The sequence below is a fragment of the Brevibacterium sediminis genome, from assembly GCF_013623905.1.
GTDB classification, from domain to species: Bacteria; Actinomycetota; Actinomycetes; order Actinomycetales; family Brevibacteriaceae; genus Brevibacterium; species Brevibacterium sediminis.
Genome location: NZ_JABKDD010000029.1, coordinates 1 through 17,174 on the forward strand (window position 1 = coordinate 1; position 17,174 = coordinate 17,174).

15 protein-coding genes and 1 pseudogene are annotated in these 17,174 nt (G+C 58.3%); 13 read left to right on the plus strand and 3 right to left on the minus strand.

The window, feature by feature from the left end; translation table 11 throughout:
• Both HK108_RS18245 and HK108_RS18250 read right to left on the minus strand, forming a co-directional pair.
• Window positions 1-550, minus strand: a 550-nt coding sequence (locus HK108_RS18245; RefSeq protein ID WP_181272563.1) for a transposase family protein, incomplete at its 3' end; no start/stop codon positions are given.
• Window positions 551-636: 86 nt separating this feature from the next.
• Window positions 637-999 (minus strand): hypothetical protein, encoded by a 363-nt coding sequence (locus tag HK108_RS18250; RefSeq protein ID WP_181272564.1) that lies wholly within the window; start codon window positions 997-999, stop codon window positions 637-639.
• Window positions 1,000-1,922: 923 nt separating this feature from the next.
• Between HK108_RS18250 and HK108_RS18255 the strand changes: the two genes are divergently transcribed.
• The 10 genes from HK108_RS18255 to HK108_RS18300 all read left to right on the plus strand — a co-directional run bounded on the left by HK108_RS18255 (window position 1,923) and on the right by HK108_RS18300 (window position 13,817).
• A complete protein-coding gene (locus HK108_RS18255) occupies window positions 1,923-2,810 on the plus strand; it encodes a helix-turn-helix domain-containing protein (RefSeq protein ID WP_181272565.1) in 888 nt (295 codons plus the stop codon).
• Window positions 2,811-3,222: 412 nt separating this feature from the next.
• A complete protein-coding gene (locus HK108_RS18260; RefSeq protein ID WP_181272566.1) occupies window positions 3,223-5,571 on the plus strand; it encodes an LPXTG cell wall anchor domain-containing protein in 2,349 nt (782 codons plus the stop codon).
• Between the two features lie 180 nt (window positions 5,572-5,751).
• Window positions 5,752-6,333 carry a hypothetical protein gene (locus HK108_RS18265; protein ID WP_181272567.1) on the plus strand — a complete coding sequence of 194 codons (582 nt, stop codon included), beginning with the start codon at window positions 5,752-5,754 and terminating at the stop codon, window positions 6,331-6,333.
• Window positions 6,330-7,052 carry a hypothetical protein gene (locus tag HK108_RS18270; RefSeq protein ID WP_181272568.1) on the plus strand — a complete coding sequence of 241 codons (723 nt, stop codon included), beginning with the start codon at window positions 6,330-6,332 and terminating at the stop codon, window positions 7,050-7,052. The genes HK108_RS18265 and HK108_RS18270 overlap by 4 nt, the downstream gene beginning before the upstream one ends.
• Before the next feature lie 225 nt (window positions 7,053-7,277).
• Window positions 7,278-8,324, plus strand: coding sequence for a polyprenyl synthetase family protein (locus tag HK108_RS18275; protein WP_181272569.1), 1,047 nt, complete (start codon window positions 7,278-7,280; stop codon window positions 8,322-8,324).
• Window positions 8,325-8,631: 307 nt separating this feature from the next.
• Window positions 8,632-10,140, plus strand: a complete 1,509-nt coding sequence (locus tag HK108_RS18280; protein ID WP_181272570.1) for a condensation domain-containing protein — start codon at window positions 8,632-8,634, stop codon at window positions 10,138-10,140.
• Entirely contained in the window at window positions 10,140-11,429 is a 1,290-nt protein-coding gene (locus tag HK108_RS18285; protein WP_181272571.1) for an MFS transporter, read from the plus strand. The genes HK108_RS18280 and HK108_RS18285 overlap by 1 nt, the downstream gene beginning before the upstream one ends.
• A 13-nt stretch (window positions 11,430-11,442) precedes the next feature.
• Entirely contained in the window at window positions 11,443-12,225 is a 783-nt protein-coding gene (locus tag HK108_RS18290) for a DUF5819 family protein (RefSeq protein ID WP_181272572.1), read from the plus strand.
• 28 nt (window positions 12,226-12,253) lie between these two features.
• Window positions 12,254-13,369, plus strand: coding sequence for an HTTM domain-containing protein (locus HK108_RS18295; protein WP_229664267.1), 1,116 nt, complete (start codon window positions 12,254-12,256; stop codon window positions 13,367-13,369).
• Window positions 13,362-13,817: a hypothetical protein gene (locus HK108_RS18300; protein WP_181272573.1), complete on the plus strand. Its 456-nt coding sequence runs from the start codon at window positions 13,362-13,364 to the stop codon at window positions 13,815-13,817. Before HK108_RS18295 ends, HK108_RS18300 begins: the two co-directional genes overlap by 8 nt.
• Before the next feature lie 607 nt (window positions 13,818-14,424).
• Here the strand turns inward: HK108_RS18300 and HK108_RS19220 are convergent.
• Entirely contained in the window at window positions 14,425-14,715 is a 291-nt protein-coding gene (locus tag HK108_RS19220; protein WP_181272574.1) for a transcriptional regulator, read from the minus strand.
• Between the two features lie 216 nt (window positions 14,716-14,931).
• On the opposite strand from HK108_RS19220, the pseudogene HK108_RS19025 reads away from it, so the two are divergent.
• From HK108_RS19025 to HK108_RS18315, 3 genes and pseudogenes are all read left to right on the plus strand, one after another.
• Window positions 14,932-15,210 (plus strand): annotated as a pseudogene (locus HK108_RS19025) (recombinase family protein); the annotation flags it as partial.
• Window positions 15,110-16,048, plus strand: coding sequence for a substrate-binding domain-containing protein (locus HK108_RS18310; RefSeq protein ID WP_229664266.1), 939 nt, complete (start codon window positions 15,110-15,112; stop codon window positions 16,046-16,048). The pseudogene HK108_RS19025 and the gene HK108_RS18310, both read left to right, overlap by 101 nt.
• An 881-nt stretch (window positions 16,049-16,929) precedes the next feature.
• Window positions 16,930-17,070, plus strand: coding sequence for an IS110 family transposase (locus HK108_RS18315; protein ID WP_181272576.1), 141 nt, complete (start codon window positions 16,930-16,932; stop codon window positions 17,068-17,070).
• Window positions 17,071-17,174: the final 104 nt, after the last annotated feature.

A 17,174-nucleotide genomic window follows, 5' to 3' on the forward strand; every position in this document is an offset into this window, starting at 1 on the left:
TGACGGTGACGTACTTGCTGCCCCGGCGAGTGTGGGACCACACGTACTCGTCCACGCCAATCACGCGGACCCCGTCAAGGCGGGTGGGATCGTTGATCAGCAGGTCCTGGCCGGTGGCCAGAATCGCATCGTTGGCGGTGTTCCAGGCGACTGCGAGCCCGGCGGCGATCCGGGCGACGGACAAGCGATCGATGACCACCCCCTTTAGTGCCCAGAGAGCGGCGTGCCGGGAGAGCACGGCCCGGGGCTCGGCCGCGGCAGTGGTGTCCTGCCGCCACACGCTGCAGCAGTCCGGGCAACGGTAACGACGCACTCTGACCTGCAGCGTCGTGGGACGCCAGCCCAGCGGGACGTGAGCGAGACGCCGGATCACCGTGCCCCGGGAGACGCCCTGCTGGCCGCAACCATGGCACCAGTTGTCCGGTTCGAGCACGCGACACTCCAACACCGATCGATGCGGCTCGATCAGCTGGCCCGTCACGGTTAGGCCCAGCCGGTCAAGCTGGCTGAAGGTATCGAGATCGGGCGCGGTGAAGGTAGCGTTGAGCACGTCGAGGTCTTCCAGATGGCGAGCGTAGGAACTTCCATCATCGGGAGACCTCGACGTCTATCCCGACACCGCCGCGCCGCCAGCTCCTACACCCTCTTCTGTGAAGAGCCGCTTAACTCCCGCTCGACGCGCGCCAGGTTTCTGCGTAGCTCGGCCAGCAGATTCTGCGTAACTTCGTCGTGCGTCTTTTCAAATACCCGCTTTGCAACGAGCGACGAAACCAATGCACGGATCAGGCCGTCCACTTTGCCTTCGTCTGCCTGATCGAACGCATTGGTGATCCGGCGTGCTTTCGAAATCGAAAAGATGCCGCTCCCTGGCGCGGATTGCGGGGAAAGAACCCTCGCACGCCTAAAGGCAACATCCATATCGCTGTGTGTTGGAGGCGATTCCACCGCGAAGATTTCTCCGAACGATGCCGCGACGGCCCATATGTCCTCTGTGCTCATCCAGCAAGTATGCCCTTGTGTCGCGTAAGATCGCGAAAACCACAAGCCGATTACGACCGCAATCGGCCCAGCGCAAGCGCGACAGTTACTGTAAACCTGTTTGTCCGTCGATCATATTCGGCGCGCTGAGTTTACCCTCACCCATTCCTCCCCCTCAGAGCTGGAGATCCACCACCGCTTTAAAGCTCCGTTGAGTTTCTCAAAGCTGCGGTCGCGGATGAAGATGGCGTCAACGGCGATCATCGTCAGCGAGAACCACGGCAGACCCATGAGTTAAGCGATCCCCAAGTGGAACGAGAGGATGCCGAGCAGCCCGATGATGCGGGTATAGCGATTGAACAGCATGAACGGGAATGCGCACCATCGCAGCATTAAGAGTTGTGAGTTCAGGCTTTGGGCACCCGCCGAATGGCAAGCACCTCAACGTGGCACGCCACGCCGAAGAACGCTTCGGACAGGGGCCGTAGTGGCCATAGATTCGACTCGAGGAAGCGGCATCGCATTTGGTCTCTGTTCCGGGAAATTGGCCTTGAGACATGGAGGCACCTCCAGTCGTGTACGCGTCGGCCCTTGCTCCCGACTCAGAGCCTTCACCCTACTCACATGGAAGCATTTGTCCAGGTCAGCCCAATATCAGCACGGGACGCTCAAAATACAAAGCAGCAGAAGAGCTCGCCGCTCATCCAAGAACTTCTGATATCACGCTCTGGGACACGCTTGCCACTTCGGGCACCGGGCACCTGGTCTGTATTCGTGCGCCCTATTAAATTGTGTTGGAGAAGGTCGGGTCAACCTCTCTATCAGCCGTTGTTCCGAATTTTTTGACGTTCACCAAGTATAATTCAGTATCACATAATGAGATCTGGTGCTCTTCCTGTTTAAACGCGCCCAGATGGACGTGCTCATTGGCATCGGGAGGAAGAATGGACGCTTCACAAGACGACTATCTGGATCGACATAGGGGGTATACGAGCGTAGACGCAAGCCCCTCAAAGGCAATCAAGTTCCTTGCCGCCATGGGATTTCATCTCAGGTCCGACCCGTCGACGCTCAACTTCAAGGGCGACACCGTCCTCAATGATGATTTCGTTGTTGCCCGATACAGCCACGACTCAGCAGCTTTCGACTACATCCCGCCTCTCGGCCAATCATTCAACAATCAGCTCCTGCTCCATGTCTGCCTCAGCGGCAGCATAGTGTTGCGCTCAACGACAGGCTCAGCGAATCTCAAACCCCTCGACATCGCGTTGGTCCAGCTCGAAGAGTTCAGGGGAGCCGTGTGCGAATCGTCCACGGCCGGCATGTTCATCATCTACAGATCCACCGAGGCCAGCAAGCACTATGAAATGCTGGCCGGGCCTTCAAATGTGGTCTACCTACGCATACTCAAGGCCGCAGCATTCTCTTTGCTGCAAGACCTCCCGGACCGCCTTCAGCCCGGCTTTACCCAGATTCAGCGGGGTCTGGAAGAGATCGCGAAGGCGACCGCAATCGGAGCGCACCTCTACACCGATGCCGATATCGACTCTTTGCGAAAAGTGTATGTGCGCGGCCTGGCACTGATTAGGTCGATGGCAACAGACGTGAGCACCAGCATCAAATCGATTGCGCAGGACCTCCAGGTCTCGCGCTCATATCTGCTTCGCGCGTTCAAATCCCAAGGAACGACCCCCTCAGTGGAGCTGAGAAAGGCGCGCCTCCATGTCGCAAAGCGCCTCCTCGAGGAGGGCACATCCACTCACGAGGCTGCCGTGACGGCCGGATTCGGCTCACCACGAAACCTCAAGCGAGCCCTCCAGCTCGATAACTGAGCATTCAGCAAAAGAGACCAGCTCGCACCAAAACGTCAGCCCATCGGCGAACCTCGTCAGTATCTACAGCCCCTGAACACTGTCTCTGAGTATTCGCTGGTCACCATCTGGTCACATTTTGGTCATTGTGGTCACGTACCCGAAACGTATATAACTCCACCCTGCCGTATTTTTATACGCGCATCCGCCTAAAGCTAGGGGCTACGAACCCCAGCAGGATAGCAACTATATTCATTCGCAAAAATGTTGCCTCTTCGTAACCAAAATGAGAACTAAATCGGTAGGCTCAGTCTTGGAGTTTCTCGTGAGCCTGCTGTGTGGAACTTTCATGGCAGTTGGTCCTCCAGGTCGATTCAGCAGCAGGCTCACGAGGACTCATTTTCGAAACACCTAAATGTAGAGGTAGAGAAATATGAAGCCAAAGAAGACTAAGGGGTTGCGCCGGGTCCTCGGCGCAGCAGGAGTCGGTGCCCTTGGCATCGCCCTGCTCGGCCCAATTGCACCCGCCAGCGCGGCTGACGTCGAGGACGGTTCGTTCTCCGGTGGGGTGCGCAACTACGGTGCATTCGCCGGTGTCGGCCTCGTCAACAATCTCGCGAACGTTCGCGCCAATATCGCCGAATCAGTCGTCGTCGCGGACTCGAGCGGCCTCGCCGATTACAGCGGGACAGGAACCGGCGAGTACGCGGTCCCTGGCACTATTGCCGGTGACGAGACTGCTCGTGCATACTCCCGCGCTGCCCCCGTAGGTGCCGGTGCCATCGGGCTCAACATCAACCTCGTCAACGCCGAGGCGAGTTCGACCACTGACAGCCCGTCCGATGAAGACACCAACGACTTCGGCAATCTCGACATTCCAATCCTCGGCACGCTCGAAGGTCTGACCGGAGCAGCGACAACTGACTGGTCAGAAGGCACTCTCACCGGCGGCGGAAGTGTCGCAAACGCAGAATCCACCACTGGTGACCTGGACCTCATCACCGGCCTTGGTGATGTCCCACTTCCCGGCATTGATGATCTCTTCCCTGTTGGCGAAGCGAACCTGGGCTTGAGCACCAGCGACGTGAGCCTGACGAGCGAGGGCGCAGCCTGCGATACCGGTCTGGGTGTTGAGAGCACTGCCACCTGGCGGTTTGCTGATGTCAACCTCTTCGGCGGAGAAGTCGGCGTCTCCTGGGGTGGGGAAACAGGAAGCGCACCCCAGGGCGAGATGATCGCCCGCGCAAACGGTGTGACCGACGGCGCAGAGGTCGAAGTCTCGACATTGCCCAGCATGGCGATCAAGGTCGGCGACGCTGACTTCGTGATTGAACCCGGCGGAGCAATCGAGCTCGACCAGATCTTCGAAGACGGCGGCCTCGGCGATCTCGCCAACCTTGTGTCTGGTGAAATCACCTATGGTGGGCCCACCAACATCGAAGAATCCGCCGACGGTACCCACGCCTCGGGCACCATGGGCGGACTGCAGGCCGACCTGGCACTTGCCTCGGTTCCGGTCGTTGCACCTGATGGGCTCGGAAGCATCGAGCTCGGCTTCGAACGCGCCGACGTGTTCGCAGACATTTCCGAGGGTGGAATCAACTGCACCGACGACGGCGGAGACGATTCAGCCTCTGCTGATGCCGACGGAACGGATGCAGCTGAAGCCACGGCTGACGATAACGGCACCGACACTGCCGATGCTTCGACCGACGCTGATGGCGCAGATACCACCGCTTCGGCTGACGCTGATGGAACCGACACGGCATCCGCTGATGACTCGGCTTCGGCTGATGACAACGGAAACGTGAACGCAGCGGCCTCGGCTTCTGCATCTGCAAATGCCGACGACGACGGAAATCCCGCCGCCGAAGCAGCAGCAGAAGCAGCCGCCGACAACGATGCCAACACCACCGCATCGGCCGCAGCTGACAACAATGCTGAAGCAGCAGCTGAATCCGCAGGCGCTGAGGATGCATCCTCGGAGACCTCCGCAGATGCCACCTCGGACCCGAACGCATCGGCCCAGCAGGCAGCCAACGCTGCAGCCAATGGTGACAACTCGGATTCGACCAACGCTGATGCCTCGTCTGCAGCCGATGCAGACCCGACCGCAGCAGCATCGTCTGCGGCAACGGCCGATTCTTCGTCCGAAGCATCAGCTGACGCCAACGGAACCGACACGGCATCCGCTGATGACTCGGCTTCGGCTGATGACAACGGAAACGTGAACGCAGCGGCCTCGGCTTCTGCATCTGCAAATGCCGACGACGACGGAAATCCCGCCGCCGAAGCAGCAGCAGAAGCAGCCGCCGACAACGATGCCAACACCACCGCATCGGCCGCAGCTGACAACAATGCTGAAGCAGCAGCTGAATCCGCAGGCGCTGAGGATGCATCCTCGGAGACCTCCGCAGATGCCACCTCGGACCCGAACGCATCGGCCCAGCAGGCAGCCAACGCTGCAGCCAATGGTGACAACTCGGATTCGACCAACGCTGATGCCTCGTCTGCAGCCGATGCAGACCCGACCGCAGCAGCATCGTCTGCGGCAACGGCCGATTCTTCGTCCGAAGCATCAGCTGACGCCAACGGAACCGACACGGCATCCGCTGCAGGAGCTGGTAGCGCGGCTACCGGTGACAGCGATGGCAGCAACGCGGGCGGAAATCTGCCTCGTACCGGTTCGGATGCAACAGCACCGCTGCTCGGAGCTGCCGCAGTCCTGCTGGCTGCTGGTGCAGCAGCAACCTACTTCACGCGCCGTCGTGCCACGAAGTAAACAAAGGTAATAACTCCTGCTACTCGCGGGCACAACGGCGATTCTCCACACGCCGCAATGCCCGCGTAGTAGCAGGCCCCGTGGTGGGGGCCAAGCTTGGGCAGCTCTGGCTCCCACCACACTACTCTTTGTCTGCTACCTGTCTAAGTTTCCATCGGCAGGTGGGGAGGATCCGCTCAAATGTCATCCACCACTTCAGTCTGTTTCACCGCGCTTGCAATAACGGTGTCTGCCTTCCTCTTAGCTGGCTGCCAGTCAACCGGTCCTCGATCAGACGAAAGGGAGGTTCCGGCTCCCACGGAGGCATCTACTGATACCCCCACTCGAGCAACGGAGCCGTCAGAAGCCCCGACGGCGACAGAAGCTGCACAGTCTTCTTATACCGACCCGTCGAAAGCCGACACGTACTGTACAGCTATCGAAGATCTCGTCACTCTCAACAAAGAGGCCAGCAAAGAAGACGAGAGTACGACAGTCACAGAGTTGGGAACTCGACTGGACCTGCTTGTCTCGGGTACGAAGAACATCAGCGAACTCGCTCCCAACGACGATGCAGAGCATGCTTGGCAAGCGATGAGCGACGATTACCAGAAAGCCGCGGACTTGTATAAGAGCAGCGGCAATCAAGTGTCCAACACAGATTTCCTGCTTCTGCTCTCCGAAGCGACAACGACTGCGAATACAACATATAGGCACCAGTCCGAGCAGGTCGAGCAAAACTGCGGTGTCGATATTACACAGCTCATCGGGGAGGAGAAATGAACAAACTCACCGGCCTCACCGTCGCCGCGGCCACTGCACTAAGTCTGTGTGCATGCTCGAATTCTGATAGTGCAGTAGACGCTCACGTCACCCCAGTTGACTCCGACGCTGAAGCTACAGCAATGGACCGGTTTGAGACGTTCAAAGACGATCTGAGATCGATCGACAGCTATCATGCTCAGGGAACAGTGAAGGCCGACGACGGAACCCAGAGCACAGACTTCGTTTTTGACCGGCAGACTGACGCATTCGAAGGCCAGGCATCTATTAAATCCGGCTCCGTCGACCTCAGTATCGAATTGGTCCGGGCCTCGAGCTTGCTATGGATCAAGGGCCCGAAGGAGTACTGGGAGTCATTCGGCTACGACGCGACACCAGCGATCGGCAAGTACGTAGTGTTCAAAGCAGCTCAAGGCGACAGCATCGCCAAAACGTACGACTACGACCGCCTCGTGTCGACTGTCGAGTCGATCGGAGTGGATGAAGTAACCGTTGAAGGCGAAGTCGAACAAGACGACCTCGAATACATGCGTTACAGGCTCGGAGAAGAGGAAAAGTCGACTCTCCTTGACGTCCCCGCTACCGGTGAGATCGACAGTGCAGTTCTCGTCAGTCGTGCCGAGGGTATCGACGCGACCATCACCATCGACAATTTCGATACCGAAGTAGATATCTCTGCCCCCGATCCAGACGACGTTGCGCAAGCTCAAGGTCAGTGACGCTTAACTGGTTAACCGAGAGCCGAGTTCAGTAAGTAGTGCAATGCGGCAGGCTCGTCGCGCACAGCCTTCTTGCACTTGTACTCGCTTCGCTGCGGAACGAATACTGCTCACTGAGCGCATTTCAACTGCGCAGTCTTGTCTACGTGGTGTTCTCGACGTTCTATTGCGCAATCCTATGGTGAGCAATTTGCTGAATAAGAAGCCCTGGAGAAGGAACCCGTTTTGAAAACCGACCACAACGTATCGACTGATGATGCCAGCACTCAGTTCTGCTTTGAGGAGATCCGAGATGCGATCAATCCCATCATCGATGCCTCCATTGCTCCACTTGGCCCGGTACTAGCGAAAGTCGCTCGCTATCATTTGGGTGGGATCGAGGGGGACCAAGGGAATGCGGAATTCGCTGTTCAGGGGAAGGCGCTCCGCCCAGCACTAGTTACACTCGGACGGCCCCTCAGCTCGCTGCCCACAAAGATTCGCGAAGACGTGAGTATCACCGCAGCGGCAGTTGAGATGATCCATCAGTGGTCACTGATGGTATACGACATCATAGACAATGACGAAGTAAGGCGAGGACGATCGTCCACCTGGGCAGTACACGGAATACCACTGACATTGCTGACAGCAGATGCCATTCAAGCACAAGTGGTGCGAATGCTCATGAGACTCCGCAACACCAACATTCACGTGGAAATTCTCCTCGAGACCATGCTGAAGTTGGTGTCTGGTCAAGCATGCGAACTGGTTCTCGCCCAGGGTGCTGAGGGAGCCGATAGGGACAAATACATTGGCGTGGCCGCGTCCAAAACGGGAGCTCTACTTTCTACCTCTTTAGCGCTCGGTGTGATGTTGCAAGGCGGAGGCGATGCTGATGTCGACGCAGCGACTCGCGTCGGTCACCACCTGGGACTGTCATGGCAGGCAAGTAACGACCTGGAAGGCATCTGGTGCGACTCAACACAAACTGGGAAGTTGAGCTTACGACAGGGCAAATCCACACTTCCCCTGATTTTTGCGGCCGAAGATGTAGAAAGTGTGTCGTCTGCTAACCGTGCTGAGTCGTCTTCCGAGCAGGTCCGGGATCGCAGTCGAAGCATAGAGATTCGCGATAGAACTGTTGAGTTTAGTGATCGTGAGCTCAGTATGGCGCTTGCCGCTTCAGAGGAAATTGACTTCCCCGGCTACCACCAGAAAGATCTGGCCACGTTACTCCGGCTGATCGTGCGGCAAAGCCAGTCCAAATACTTACCAGACTGTCTGCCCAGGTGACCACAACCGAAACGGTCAGTGTTCGTTCCTGCTAAGTTCCCTGTCTGTGCTACCCGAATTAGGTCTCCAAGGATGAGTATCGACAGTCAAATGGCGCGCGTCACCAGTCTTATCTAGTTGTGCGCAAGCACGCTGCGCGGGTGCGTGCCAACGTAGGTTGTTTTCAAATTCACTGGATTCGCTCTTGCGCGGCTGGGGCATTCTGTGATCATATTGGTTCTGACCTGGTCAGATGTCGGCAATCTCAATTGCATGGGTCTGACTTTTAAGGCGAGGACCAACACCACACACGTTTGAGAGTTGGTCTATGCTCAGTGGTCTACTGCCTGAGTGGGAGCCCGAGCCCGGGCACACCACCGTCTGGCGGGCAAGTGATGAATCTCGCACCGCAATCAGTGTTGCACCGGTCCATGACGCGTTTCCCAGTTATATCCAACGCCGACATTTCAACGATGCATTGCAGTCATCCAGCGAAGAGGGTCAGCATCGCTCGAGCTTCGCTGTTCTCAGCTTCGAGATCGATGAAGCATACGATGCGGCACTGCTCGAGGCAGTCTTCAGCGAACATCTTCGCCGACACGGCACTTACCACACCTGGGTATGGGAAACCGAGAACGGCTACCAAGGTCGAACCATTCACCCCCACGACATCAGTTTGACCCGCGTCGTCGACTCAGATGACTCGCTCGATATCCGCGATGTCATCACGGCAGAACTGCCCGACATCACTGACTGGGATATGTTCCTCTTCGCTGCAACTGGGACAGAAAATGCGCGTCAGGACTCGCCCGAACCTCGATTCCGAGTGATTTTTGCAGTCGACCATTTCTACACCGATGGCATGTCGTTGGGAATCATCATGTACGAACTATTGACTTCATATCGGCGCCTACTGCGCGGCGAAGATGTTGACCTGCCCAATGTCGAGTCGTATGCGGACTACTGTGAGGCTGAGGTGCAGCACACCAGCGAACTCCATCTCGGATCCGATGACGTTCGCGGCTGGATATCCTTCATCGAAAACGCGTCGTGGCAACTCCCCTCCTTCCCACTCCCCCTCGGACTGGAACTAGAAACCCGAGCTAAGGGGACATCGACGATTCTTACCGAGTTCGCTACTGCTGACGAGTGTGAGAACTTCAACGCAGTGTGCAAACGGTACGGGGCGAACACTAACTCCGGAATTATGGCCCTCGCCGGGCTCATTCACCACGCTGCGACGAATAATCCCGTCTTCTCAATGCTCACACCAGTCTCAACACGCCTCACCCGGGCACAGATACTTTCAGTCGGCTGGTACACCCGCCTGGTGCCCGTACAGTACAGGCTCGACAGTGGTGTACCAGATTTTCAGTCGGCAGTAACAGCAGCACACGCAGCAGTCCGCGAGTCGAAGAAACTCATCCATACTCCGCTCCACCACGTCGCTAAGCTCCTCGCTCCTCTCGCCCCCGAAGCAGTACCAACCGGATTTGCTGCACCGATGATTTCGTACCTCGATACCCGGAGCATGCCCGGCAACGACCTCGTCTCACGAAACAACATGACCGTTCACGGCAGCGTCGACGACTCCCGCGAAGTCTTCCTCTGGGTCAACCGCACTCGCGAGGGCATGGATCTCAATTTCATCCACCCCGACACCACAACTGCATGTGAGTCCGTCGCAATCTACGCCGAGACATTCTGCAATCTCTTCCACCACATCGCACACGGTGAGGACACCACCACTTCTCTCACCAAACTGCTGGCCGACCTCAGCAGATACTCACCGTACGCAACCAATCAGCCAGAACCGGCTCTAGTCCAACGCCTGTGATGGATACGCGCCAGGAGTCACTCGGTCACACCCTTCCTCGACGTCGTCGCGTTGCGGTCGCCTACCTGGGTGCTTACGGGCTTTCATCATTGGGAAACTCAATCATTACGATTGCCCTTCCCATCCTGGCTCTCCAACGATTGGGATCCCCGACGCTGGCAGGCCTCGTCGCTATCAGCGCCGGAGCAGGTTCCCTCCTGGGCGGAATCTTCATCGGTCCAATTGTTGACCGCATCAACCGACGAACCTGCGCAATAGTTTCCGACAGTATCTCGGCTCTCGCAGTAGTTGCTCTGCCCGTCGTCGATACCGTGTGGGGATTGAACTTCGAATGGCTCCTCATCCTCGCGTCCCTCGGCGCGATCGGCGATATACCTGGACTCACCGCGCGAGAAGCTCTGCTACCAGCAATCATCACCGCAACGAGCACGCCAGCACACACAATGACCGGCGTCAGGGAAGGCGTCTCGGCAACAGCCATGCTCATCGGGCCAGCATCCGCCGGCCTCATGCTCTCCACCTTGAGCTCATCCACACTTCTCTACATCACATCTGCCACCTCTCTAGCAGCCATCATTGTCACCACACTGATCCCACACCAGCTAGGGTCCGTCCAGCTCCCCATCGAATCTGCCAATCGGTCGCAGTGGCGCCACATTCACCTCGGGTGGAAAGCAATAGTTCAGGATCCGTCTTTGCTCACGCTCACGCTGATTACCACGACGATCATGATGGTGATCTCAGCGTTACAAGCCCTTATCCTTCCCGTTCATTTCTCTGCAACAGGACGCGAAGAAGTGACAGGATTCGTCCTTGCCGCTTTCGCCCTTGGCGCACTGGTCGGGGGTACCGCCTACGCCCTGGCCGGACATTTCGGCAGGCGAGAATGGTGGATGCGCACAGGACTTGTCCTATCCGCCATAGCAATCGCTGTGATAGGAATACTGCCACCAACGGTCATGCTCTTCTCAGCGGCTACCGTGCTCGGGATAGCCACAGGTAGCCTCAGTGGGCTCGTCGGGGTACTCATGATCGAACGAGTCCCGGGCCAGATGCGTGGACGAGTATTCGCTGCCCAGAACGCACTCCAAGCAATCGCTCCCCCATTCGGAATTGCTGCCGCGATCCTGCTCATCGCAGTCAACAACATCAACCACGCCGGACTCGCTATCACCGGCATCTGGGTCGTCACCGTCTTCTTCGCGCTCTTCTCCCCTTCCCTGAAGACACTGAAGACAACAGCAACGGAATCGATAATCGACCCGACGAAGCGAGCTGATTCATTATGACCGGAGACCTACGATGACAACCACCCCTGACAAATTACGGCCTCGGCCGGTGATCAAGCGGACGCTCATGGTCATCGCCATGGCGATCACGGCTTTTCACCTCTTCGCGAGCTTTTTGTGGATCGCTCCGTCCTCGGCGCTGCGGGAGGTGATTCCCGGCGACCTGCTCTCGAAGTACATGATTCCGATGTGGGGGCAGTCCTGGAGCGTCTTCGCTCCCGAGCCGATCAACGGTGACTACTACTTCGATGTCCGCGCGGTGATCTCGACCGACAATGGTGAGGAGATCACCGAGTGGGTGCGGGCGACCGATGTCGAGCTCGACCACTCGACCTACAAGCTCTTCCCTCCCCGCTCTGCGGGCCTGGGCGTCGGTGTGGCCTCCGACCTCAAAGGTACGTGGGAGGACTTGCCTGATGATCAGAAGGCGATCGTCAAGCTCGACTACTTCAAGGGCGACGATTCGGTCGACAGACTCAAGACGAAGCTCGCCGAATATGAGGACCCGAAGAACACCGTGAGCTCCTATCTGGCCAGCGAACACATTGCCACGGCCTATGCCACCCAAGTCGCGAAGGCGATCTGGGGCGATGATGTCCAGCGTGTCCAGTACCAGGCGGCCCGGCAGAACGTTGTGCCCTTCTCCGAGCGCAACGACAGATCCGCGCAGCGACCAAAAATCCAACCTGTCCCCGTCGGGTGGAGGGCGCTCGTGACGGAGGAGAATCAGTCGGAAGAGGAGTTCGCGAAGTACTTCTGCGCTTCCGATGAAGTGAGGTGCGTCGGTGAGCAGTAACGAGACCACGCGAACTGAGGTGGACCCCGTGACCACGCCCAACGCCGAAGCGTCACGTGATGCCAAGACCGCGCGAGACACCGAGTCCACGCGCGACTCCGGGACTGCCTCGGCGGAGGAGCGCCTGCCGATCACCACCCAGGTGCGCACCAGCATCTCCCGCGGCTGGAACTGGCTCGAGGAGATGCTCGCCGGCCGCTACCACGCGAGCTACGGGCTTGCGGTGACACGGATTCTCATCGGCATCACCGGACTCGGACTCATCCTCACGAACTTCAACGCCCGCCACTACATCTTCGGGGTGGGCAACGCCTGGAGCGGGGAGCTCGCAGAGCCGCAGAGCGACTTCCCGAACATCTGGCTCTTCTCCCTCTTCCACCGGGTGGTGACGACCCCGCCGATGTTGACCGTGATGATGCTCGCCCTGGCCGCTCTCGCCGTGGTCATCACGCTGGGTTGGTACACCCGGATCATTCTGCCGTTCTATTTGGTTTTGTGGGTCAGCTTCATCGAACTCAATGACGGTGCTGGAGATCAGGGCGACAACGCCTACCGGATGTTCATGATCGCCCTGCTCTTCGCGGATACGACCAGACGCTGGTCGCTGGATGCGCGCCGGCGTCGGCGCAAAGCCGATTTCCCCGAGGCCGACGGTGGTCAGTGGCGGTGGGCGCTGGTCATGGCCAATAACCTCGCGATCGTGGTGCTCGCCTTCCAGGTGTGCGCGATCTACATGTCCGGTGGTCTCTACAAAGCCGGCGGCAGTGCCTGGCAGCACGGCTTCGCCGTCTACAACCCCCTGCAGACACAGCAGTTCGGGACCTGGCCCGTTCTTTCCGACCTCGTCACCGCCTGGGGTCCGGTGGTCGTGGCGATCTCGTGGGCATCGGTGCTCTTCCAGTGTGCGTTCCCGTTCATGCTCTTCAACCGCTATACCCGCATCATCGGTCTGCTCGGCATCCTCGCCTTCCACTTGGGGATCGCTTTGCTCATGGGTCTACCGTGGTTCTCGCTGACGATGATCGCTGTGGACGCGATCTTCATCCGTGACCACAGCTTTGAGAAACTCAGTGCGTTCCTCCGCCGAGGGAATCACGAGTTTCGCGCACAACTGACGTCAACAAGCGATGACCACAATGCGTGAACAGACACCGGAGCGAGTCAACTACGCAAACACCACTAACAGTGAATCGCTTGTTCGCACGCCCCCAGCGACGCGTTTAGAAACACTCCATCAGCAAGCGGGTATCGCAGCGGAAGTCATGTTCTATGAAGTTCTGTTCAAATACCGAGAAGAGGTTTACCCATACGGTACCCATCACCCCGGGACCGAGTGCGGACGACTCATCCGTGAGGCTGCGCAAAGCTACAGTATTGGCGAAGCAACTCTCGTCGCACGTACTTACATGGGGCGCTACAACGAACTGCGTCGACGACAGATCCTGCCCGAGTTGTCAGTAGTCGAGGTTGTCAAAGGACTCGACTGGGTCATGCCCGACGCACCAGCCGAAACGATAAAGCAAATTCAAGAGACCCTTCTGCGATGGAGCGAAAAACACCGGCGGCGTGTGCTCAAAGAGCCCTCCCGATGAACCAACTCGATGAAGAAGAAACTGCAGGGAACAATTCAGATGAGCCTTAGTCATAGCCGCCGGGGACGCTCACCGTCCTCGCCGATACTGGATGAACCTCCAGCGCGAACGTCTCCGCTTTCCTGCCGCGATATACGGTGACCGCCATCTCCGAAATATGAAGCGTCCAGCCACCGACAGACGCACGGGCAGTGCTCGCCCCGGGAAGGCGAGGACCTCAACCTCGAACAACCCGGAGTCGACGCCCACGGACTGTTCGATCTCCGCGCTGTAAAGGAGCGTCAGAAGGGCCAACGACCCGAGCGCAGGTCGAGGCAGATCGACTGTCATCCAGTCATCGCTGCCCACAGCGCAGGTGTGCAGCAAGTCATGACTCGCAAGGCTCTCACCACGGTTGTCGGCACCAGGACCCGCTGCTTCAGGCATCTTGAAACGAGTACGCGAGTGGGCGACACCATCGCGGGGGCTCACATAGACATTCTCAGTTGTTCGGATACCGGCGATGGCGTGGACGAATGACGCCTCCACAGCTTCCGCCGACAAAGTCTCGTTCAGCGCTTCTTCGAGCGTAGGCATGATCTCTCCTCAACCTGATTGCGGCGTGGTTTTATGACTGCGCACGAGCACGGGTGAGGTGTTCCAGCCAAGCGGCGTGCCCTCGATAGGCCGTCCGCCCCTCACTGGTGAGGGCAAGCATTGTGACCGAGTGCGAACGGGCACCCTCTTGGGCAGAGTGCTTCGATTGGTCGGCGTATCCGGCGTCGAGCAGTACCCCCACGTTCTTTGACAGATGCGAGTCGGTGATACCGAGCGCTGTTTGAACCTTTGAAAATCGCACCGGACTTGCAGAGGCCACCAACACAGCGCGCACCTGCAATCGGATGGATGAGTGAATCACCTCGTCGAAGACTCGCCGTTCGTCGCGATCAAGATCTCGTAACCCTAGGGTTACGAGACGTCTCGGCGGCGCAGCTTCGCACGCTCCAGGCTACCGGCCAAGTTCTGCGCAATTTCGGCGTTCTTAGCTGAATGCAATTTCTTTATAACTATGTCTTGTAACCTAGTGCATGAATCGGCGTAAACGCCGTTAGTTACGAGACACATTGGAGCCATCATGGCGAAACTGATCGGATACGCCCGTGTATCGACCCGCGATCAATCTGCCGACCGACAAGAAGCTGACCTCCTCGCTGCCGGTGTGCGTCGCGACGATCTCTACATCGACCATGGAGTCTCGGGCGCACGAGCATCCCGCCCTGCCTTTGATCGAGCACTCAACGCGCTTATCGACGGTGACACTCTTGTCATCACTACTCTCGATCGCCTCGGCCGTTCCACCCAGAATATGCTCGCGTTCGCCCAGGAACTCCGAGACCGAGGCGCGGGTTTGCGACGACGTCGCAAATGAAGCCGGATGTCTCACGATCATCTGCAATGCAGATCGCAATAGTCGGCGCGAGATCGAACACGTCAAGATGCTACGTACCTACAACGCCGCGGGCGTCGTGTTCGCGGGATCCGGAATTCGTCAGAACGAAGAGGAGACGGAGCATCTCATTCGCACCGTGGACACTGTCCGCAGCGAAGGCATGGCGGTGGTTTCACTCGCCACGCGAGACTTCCCAAGTGACGTGGTGAGCTACGACAATGTAGAGGCGCGCGCGCTCACGCAGTACCTGATCCAGCTGGGACATCGCGACATCGCGTTCATCGATGGTACCGCTGACGTCTACTCCGCCGAACAGCGCCGGAAGGGTTACGAGGCTGCGATGCATCAGGCTTCGCTCGAGCACCGCGTCATTCCCGGCAACTTCTCCGCTGACTCGGGAACGAACGCCGTGATCTCGCTACTGTCGCAGGGTCAGCCGCCTGACGCCGTTATCGGCGCGAATGACCAGACGGCAGTGGGTGCGATGACCGCGCTGCGTCACTCCGGCATACAGATCCCCGATGACATCTCGGTCGCCGGAATCGGTGGCACTCGGCTGGCCGCGCTCGTGGATCTCACCACCGCCGCAGCGCCTCTCCACGAACTCGGAGCAACAGCGGCAACCCACGTCATCAACCCGGAGGCTCCTACCCTAGACAAACCCCTCCTCCCCCCACCAAATCGTCGTCCGCCAGACTTCAGCCCGCAAAAGCCCCAGAACAACCAGAGCACTCACATGATCCTTGCCCCAAGATCTCGTATACGAAAACTTCCGCACTGTGGCTCTCCGATACAAGAGTGATCGACGTCGGCTAGGAGCGGAACGCATCACAGTCGCGTCTGCCGTCGGCTCCAGATCCCGCAGTCATCACCGAAGCAGTCTCGTCACAAGATTGGCCCGGGGAAGCAGCGGTCGACGTCGAGATAGTGAACTGGGTAAAGAATCCGGCCAAGCTCCCAGACGTATATGTGCTCGATAAACGAGAGACGCCCGGGATAACTAGTTCACTGCGGCCAAGAACAGCCAGCCACGCCGCATTGCCCCTACAAGCTAACGCTGGCATCTGCTTTCAAGGTTGCGCCCCCGTAGGAAAAGGCCTCCTGCTCCCATACGCTGAGGCGAGGGATCTGCTCCAGCGTCAAGAAGCTCGGTACTCGGATGTCGTGGTTCGACATTTGGGAAGTAATGACATTGCGGATAGACCAGACCTCATGCCCGACGGATGGATCATCGACTTTGCGATGATGGGTTTGGAGGATGCGATGGCGTACCCGGCCGCACTCGACATAGTCCGGGACCGCGTAAAACCTGTGAGAGATTCAAATCGCCGAAAGGCAAGACGGGAGCGGTGGTGGCGCTTCGGGGAGGCGAATCCCGGTATGCGCGCAGCCATCGCCCCCCGTTACCTTTTAAGTAGCCCCTTCATCCGTCAGGATAGAAAGAGGTCGCTGGCCTGAGAACCCCGGCATGATTGATGCCCCCAGTCACCATGATCCGGAGGGTGTAGTCACCGGGGTTCGAAGGCACCAGGGAAATCGCTGATAGGGGCCAGAACCACTGGCAGAACCCATGCCTTGAGCCCGACCGTAACTTGGATGCCGAACCCAGGAGCCACCACTGCAGCACCGGCCAGCCCAACCACAACCAATATCCGGTCACATGAGTCGAAGAAGATGAGTGACATGATCACCAACCACGCTGACATCGACGTATTCATCGGCATCGATGTCGGCAAACACAACCACCACGCCGTCGCACTCGACCGCGACGGCAAACAGGTACTGTCAAAGGCCCTGCCGCAGAAGCGACTGCTGACGGTTTAGTTGACCCCGGGGTTTATGCCGCCAGAGCGACAGCCTTGTGATGAACAAGCTCGTATTCAACCGGAGTCAGTTTACCCAAACGCCGTTGCCGACGCTTCCGGTGA

What these genes read in the sequence shown, in the direction of transcription:
- HK108_RS18250 (WP_181272564.1), bottom strand. Translation starts at nt 999, where the DNA reads ATGAGCACAGAGGACATATGGGCCGTCGCGGCATCGTTCGGAGAAATC.
- HK108_RS18255 (WP_181272565.1), top strand. Translation starts at nt 1,923, where the DNA reads ATGGACGCTTCACAAGACGACTATCTGGATCGACATAGGGGGTATACG.
- HK108_RS18260 (WP_181272566.1), top strand. Translation starts at nt 3,223, where the DNA reads ATGAAGCCAAAGAAGACTAAGGGGTTGCGCCGGGTCCTCGGCGCAGCA.
- HK108_RS18265 (WP_181272567.1), top strand. Translation starts at nt 5,752, where the DNA reads ATGTCATCCACCACTTCAGTCTGTTTCACCGCGCTTGCAATAACGGTG.
- HK108_RS18270 (WP_181272568.1), top strand. Translation starts at nt 6,330, where the DNA reads ATGAACAAACTCACCGGCCTCACCGTCGCCGCGGCCACTGCACTAAGT.
- HK108_RS18280 (WP_181272570.1), top strand. Translation starts at nt 8,632, where the DNA reads ATGCTCAGTGGTCTACTGCCTGAGTGGGAGCCCGAGCCCGGGCACACC.
- HK108_RS18285 (WP_181272571.1), top strand. Translation starts at nt 10,140, where the DNA reads ATGGATACGCGCCAGGAGTCACTCGGTCACACCCTTCCTCGACGTCGT.
- HK108_RS18290 (WP_181272572.1), top strand. Translation starts at nt 11,443, where the DNA reads ATGACAACCACCCCTGACAAATTACGGCCTCGGCCGGTGATCAAGCGG.
- HK108_RS18300 (WP_181272573.1), top strand. Translation starts at nt 13,362, where the DNA reads ATGCGTGAACAGACACCGGAGCGAGTCAACTACGCAAACACCACTAAC.
- HK108_RS18315 (WP_181272576.1), top strand. Translation starts at nt 16,930, where the DNA reads ATGATCACCAACCACGCTGACATCGACGTATTCATCGGCATCGATGTC.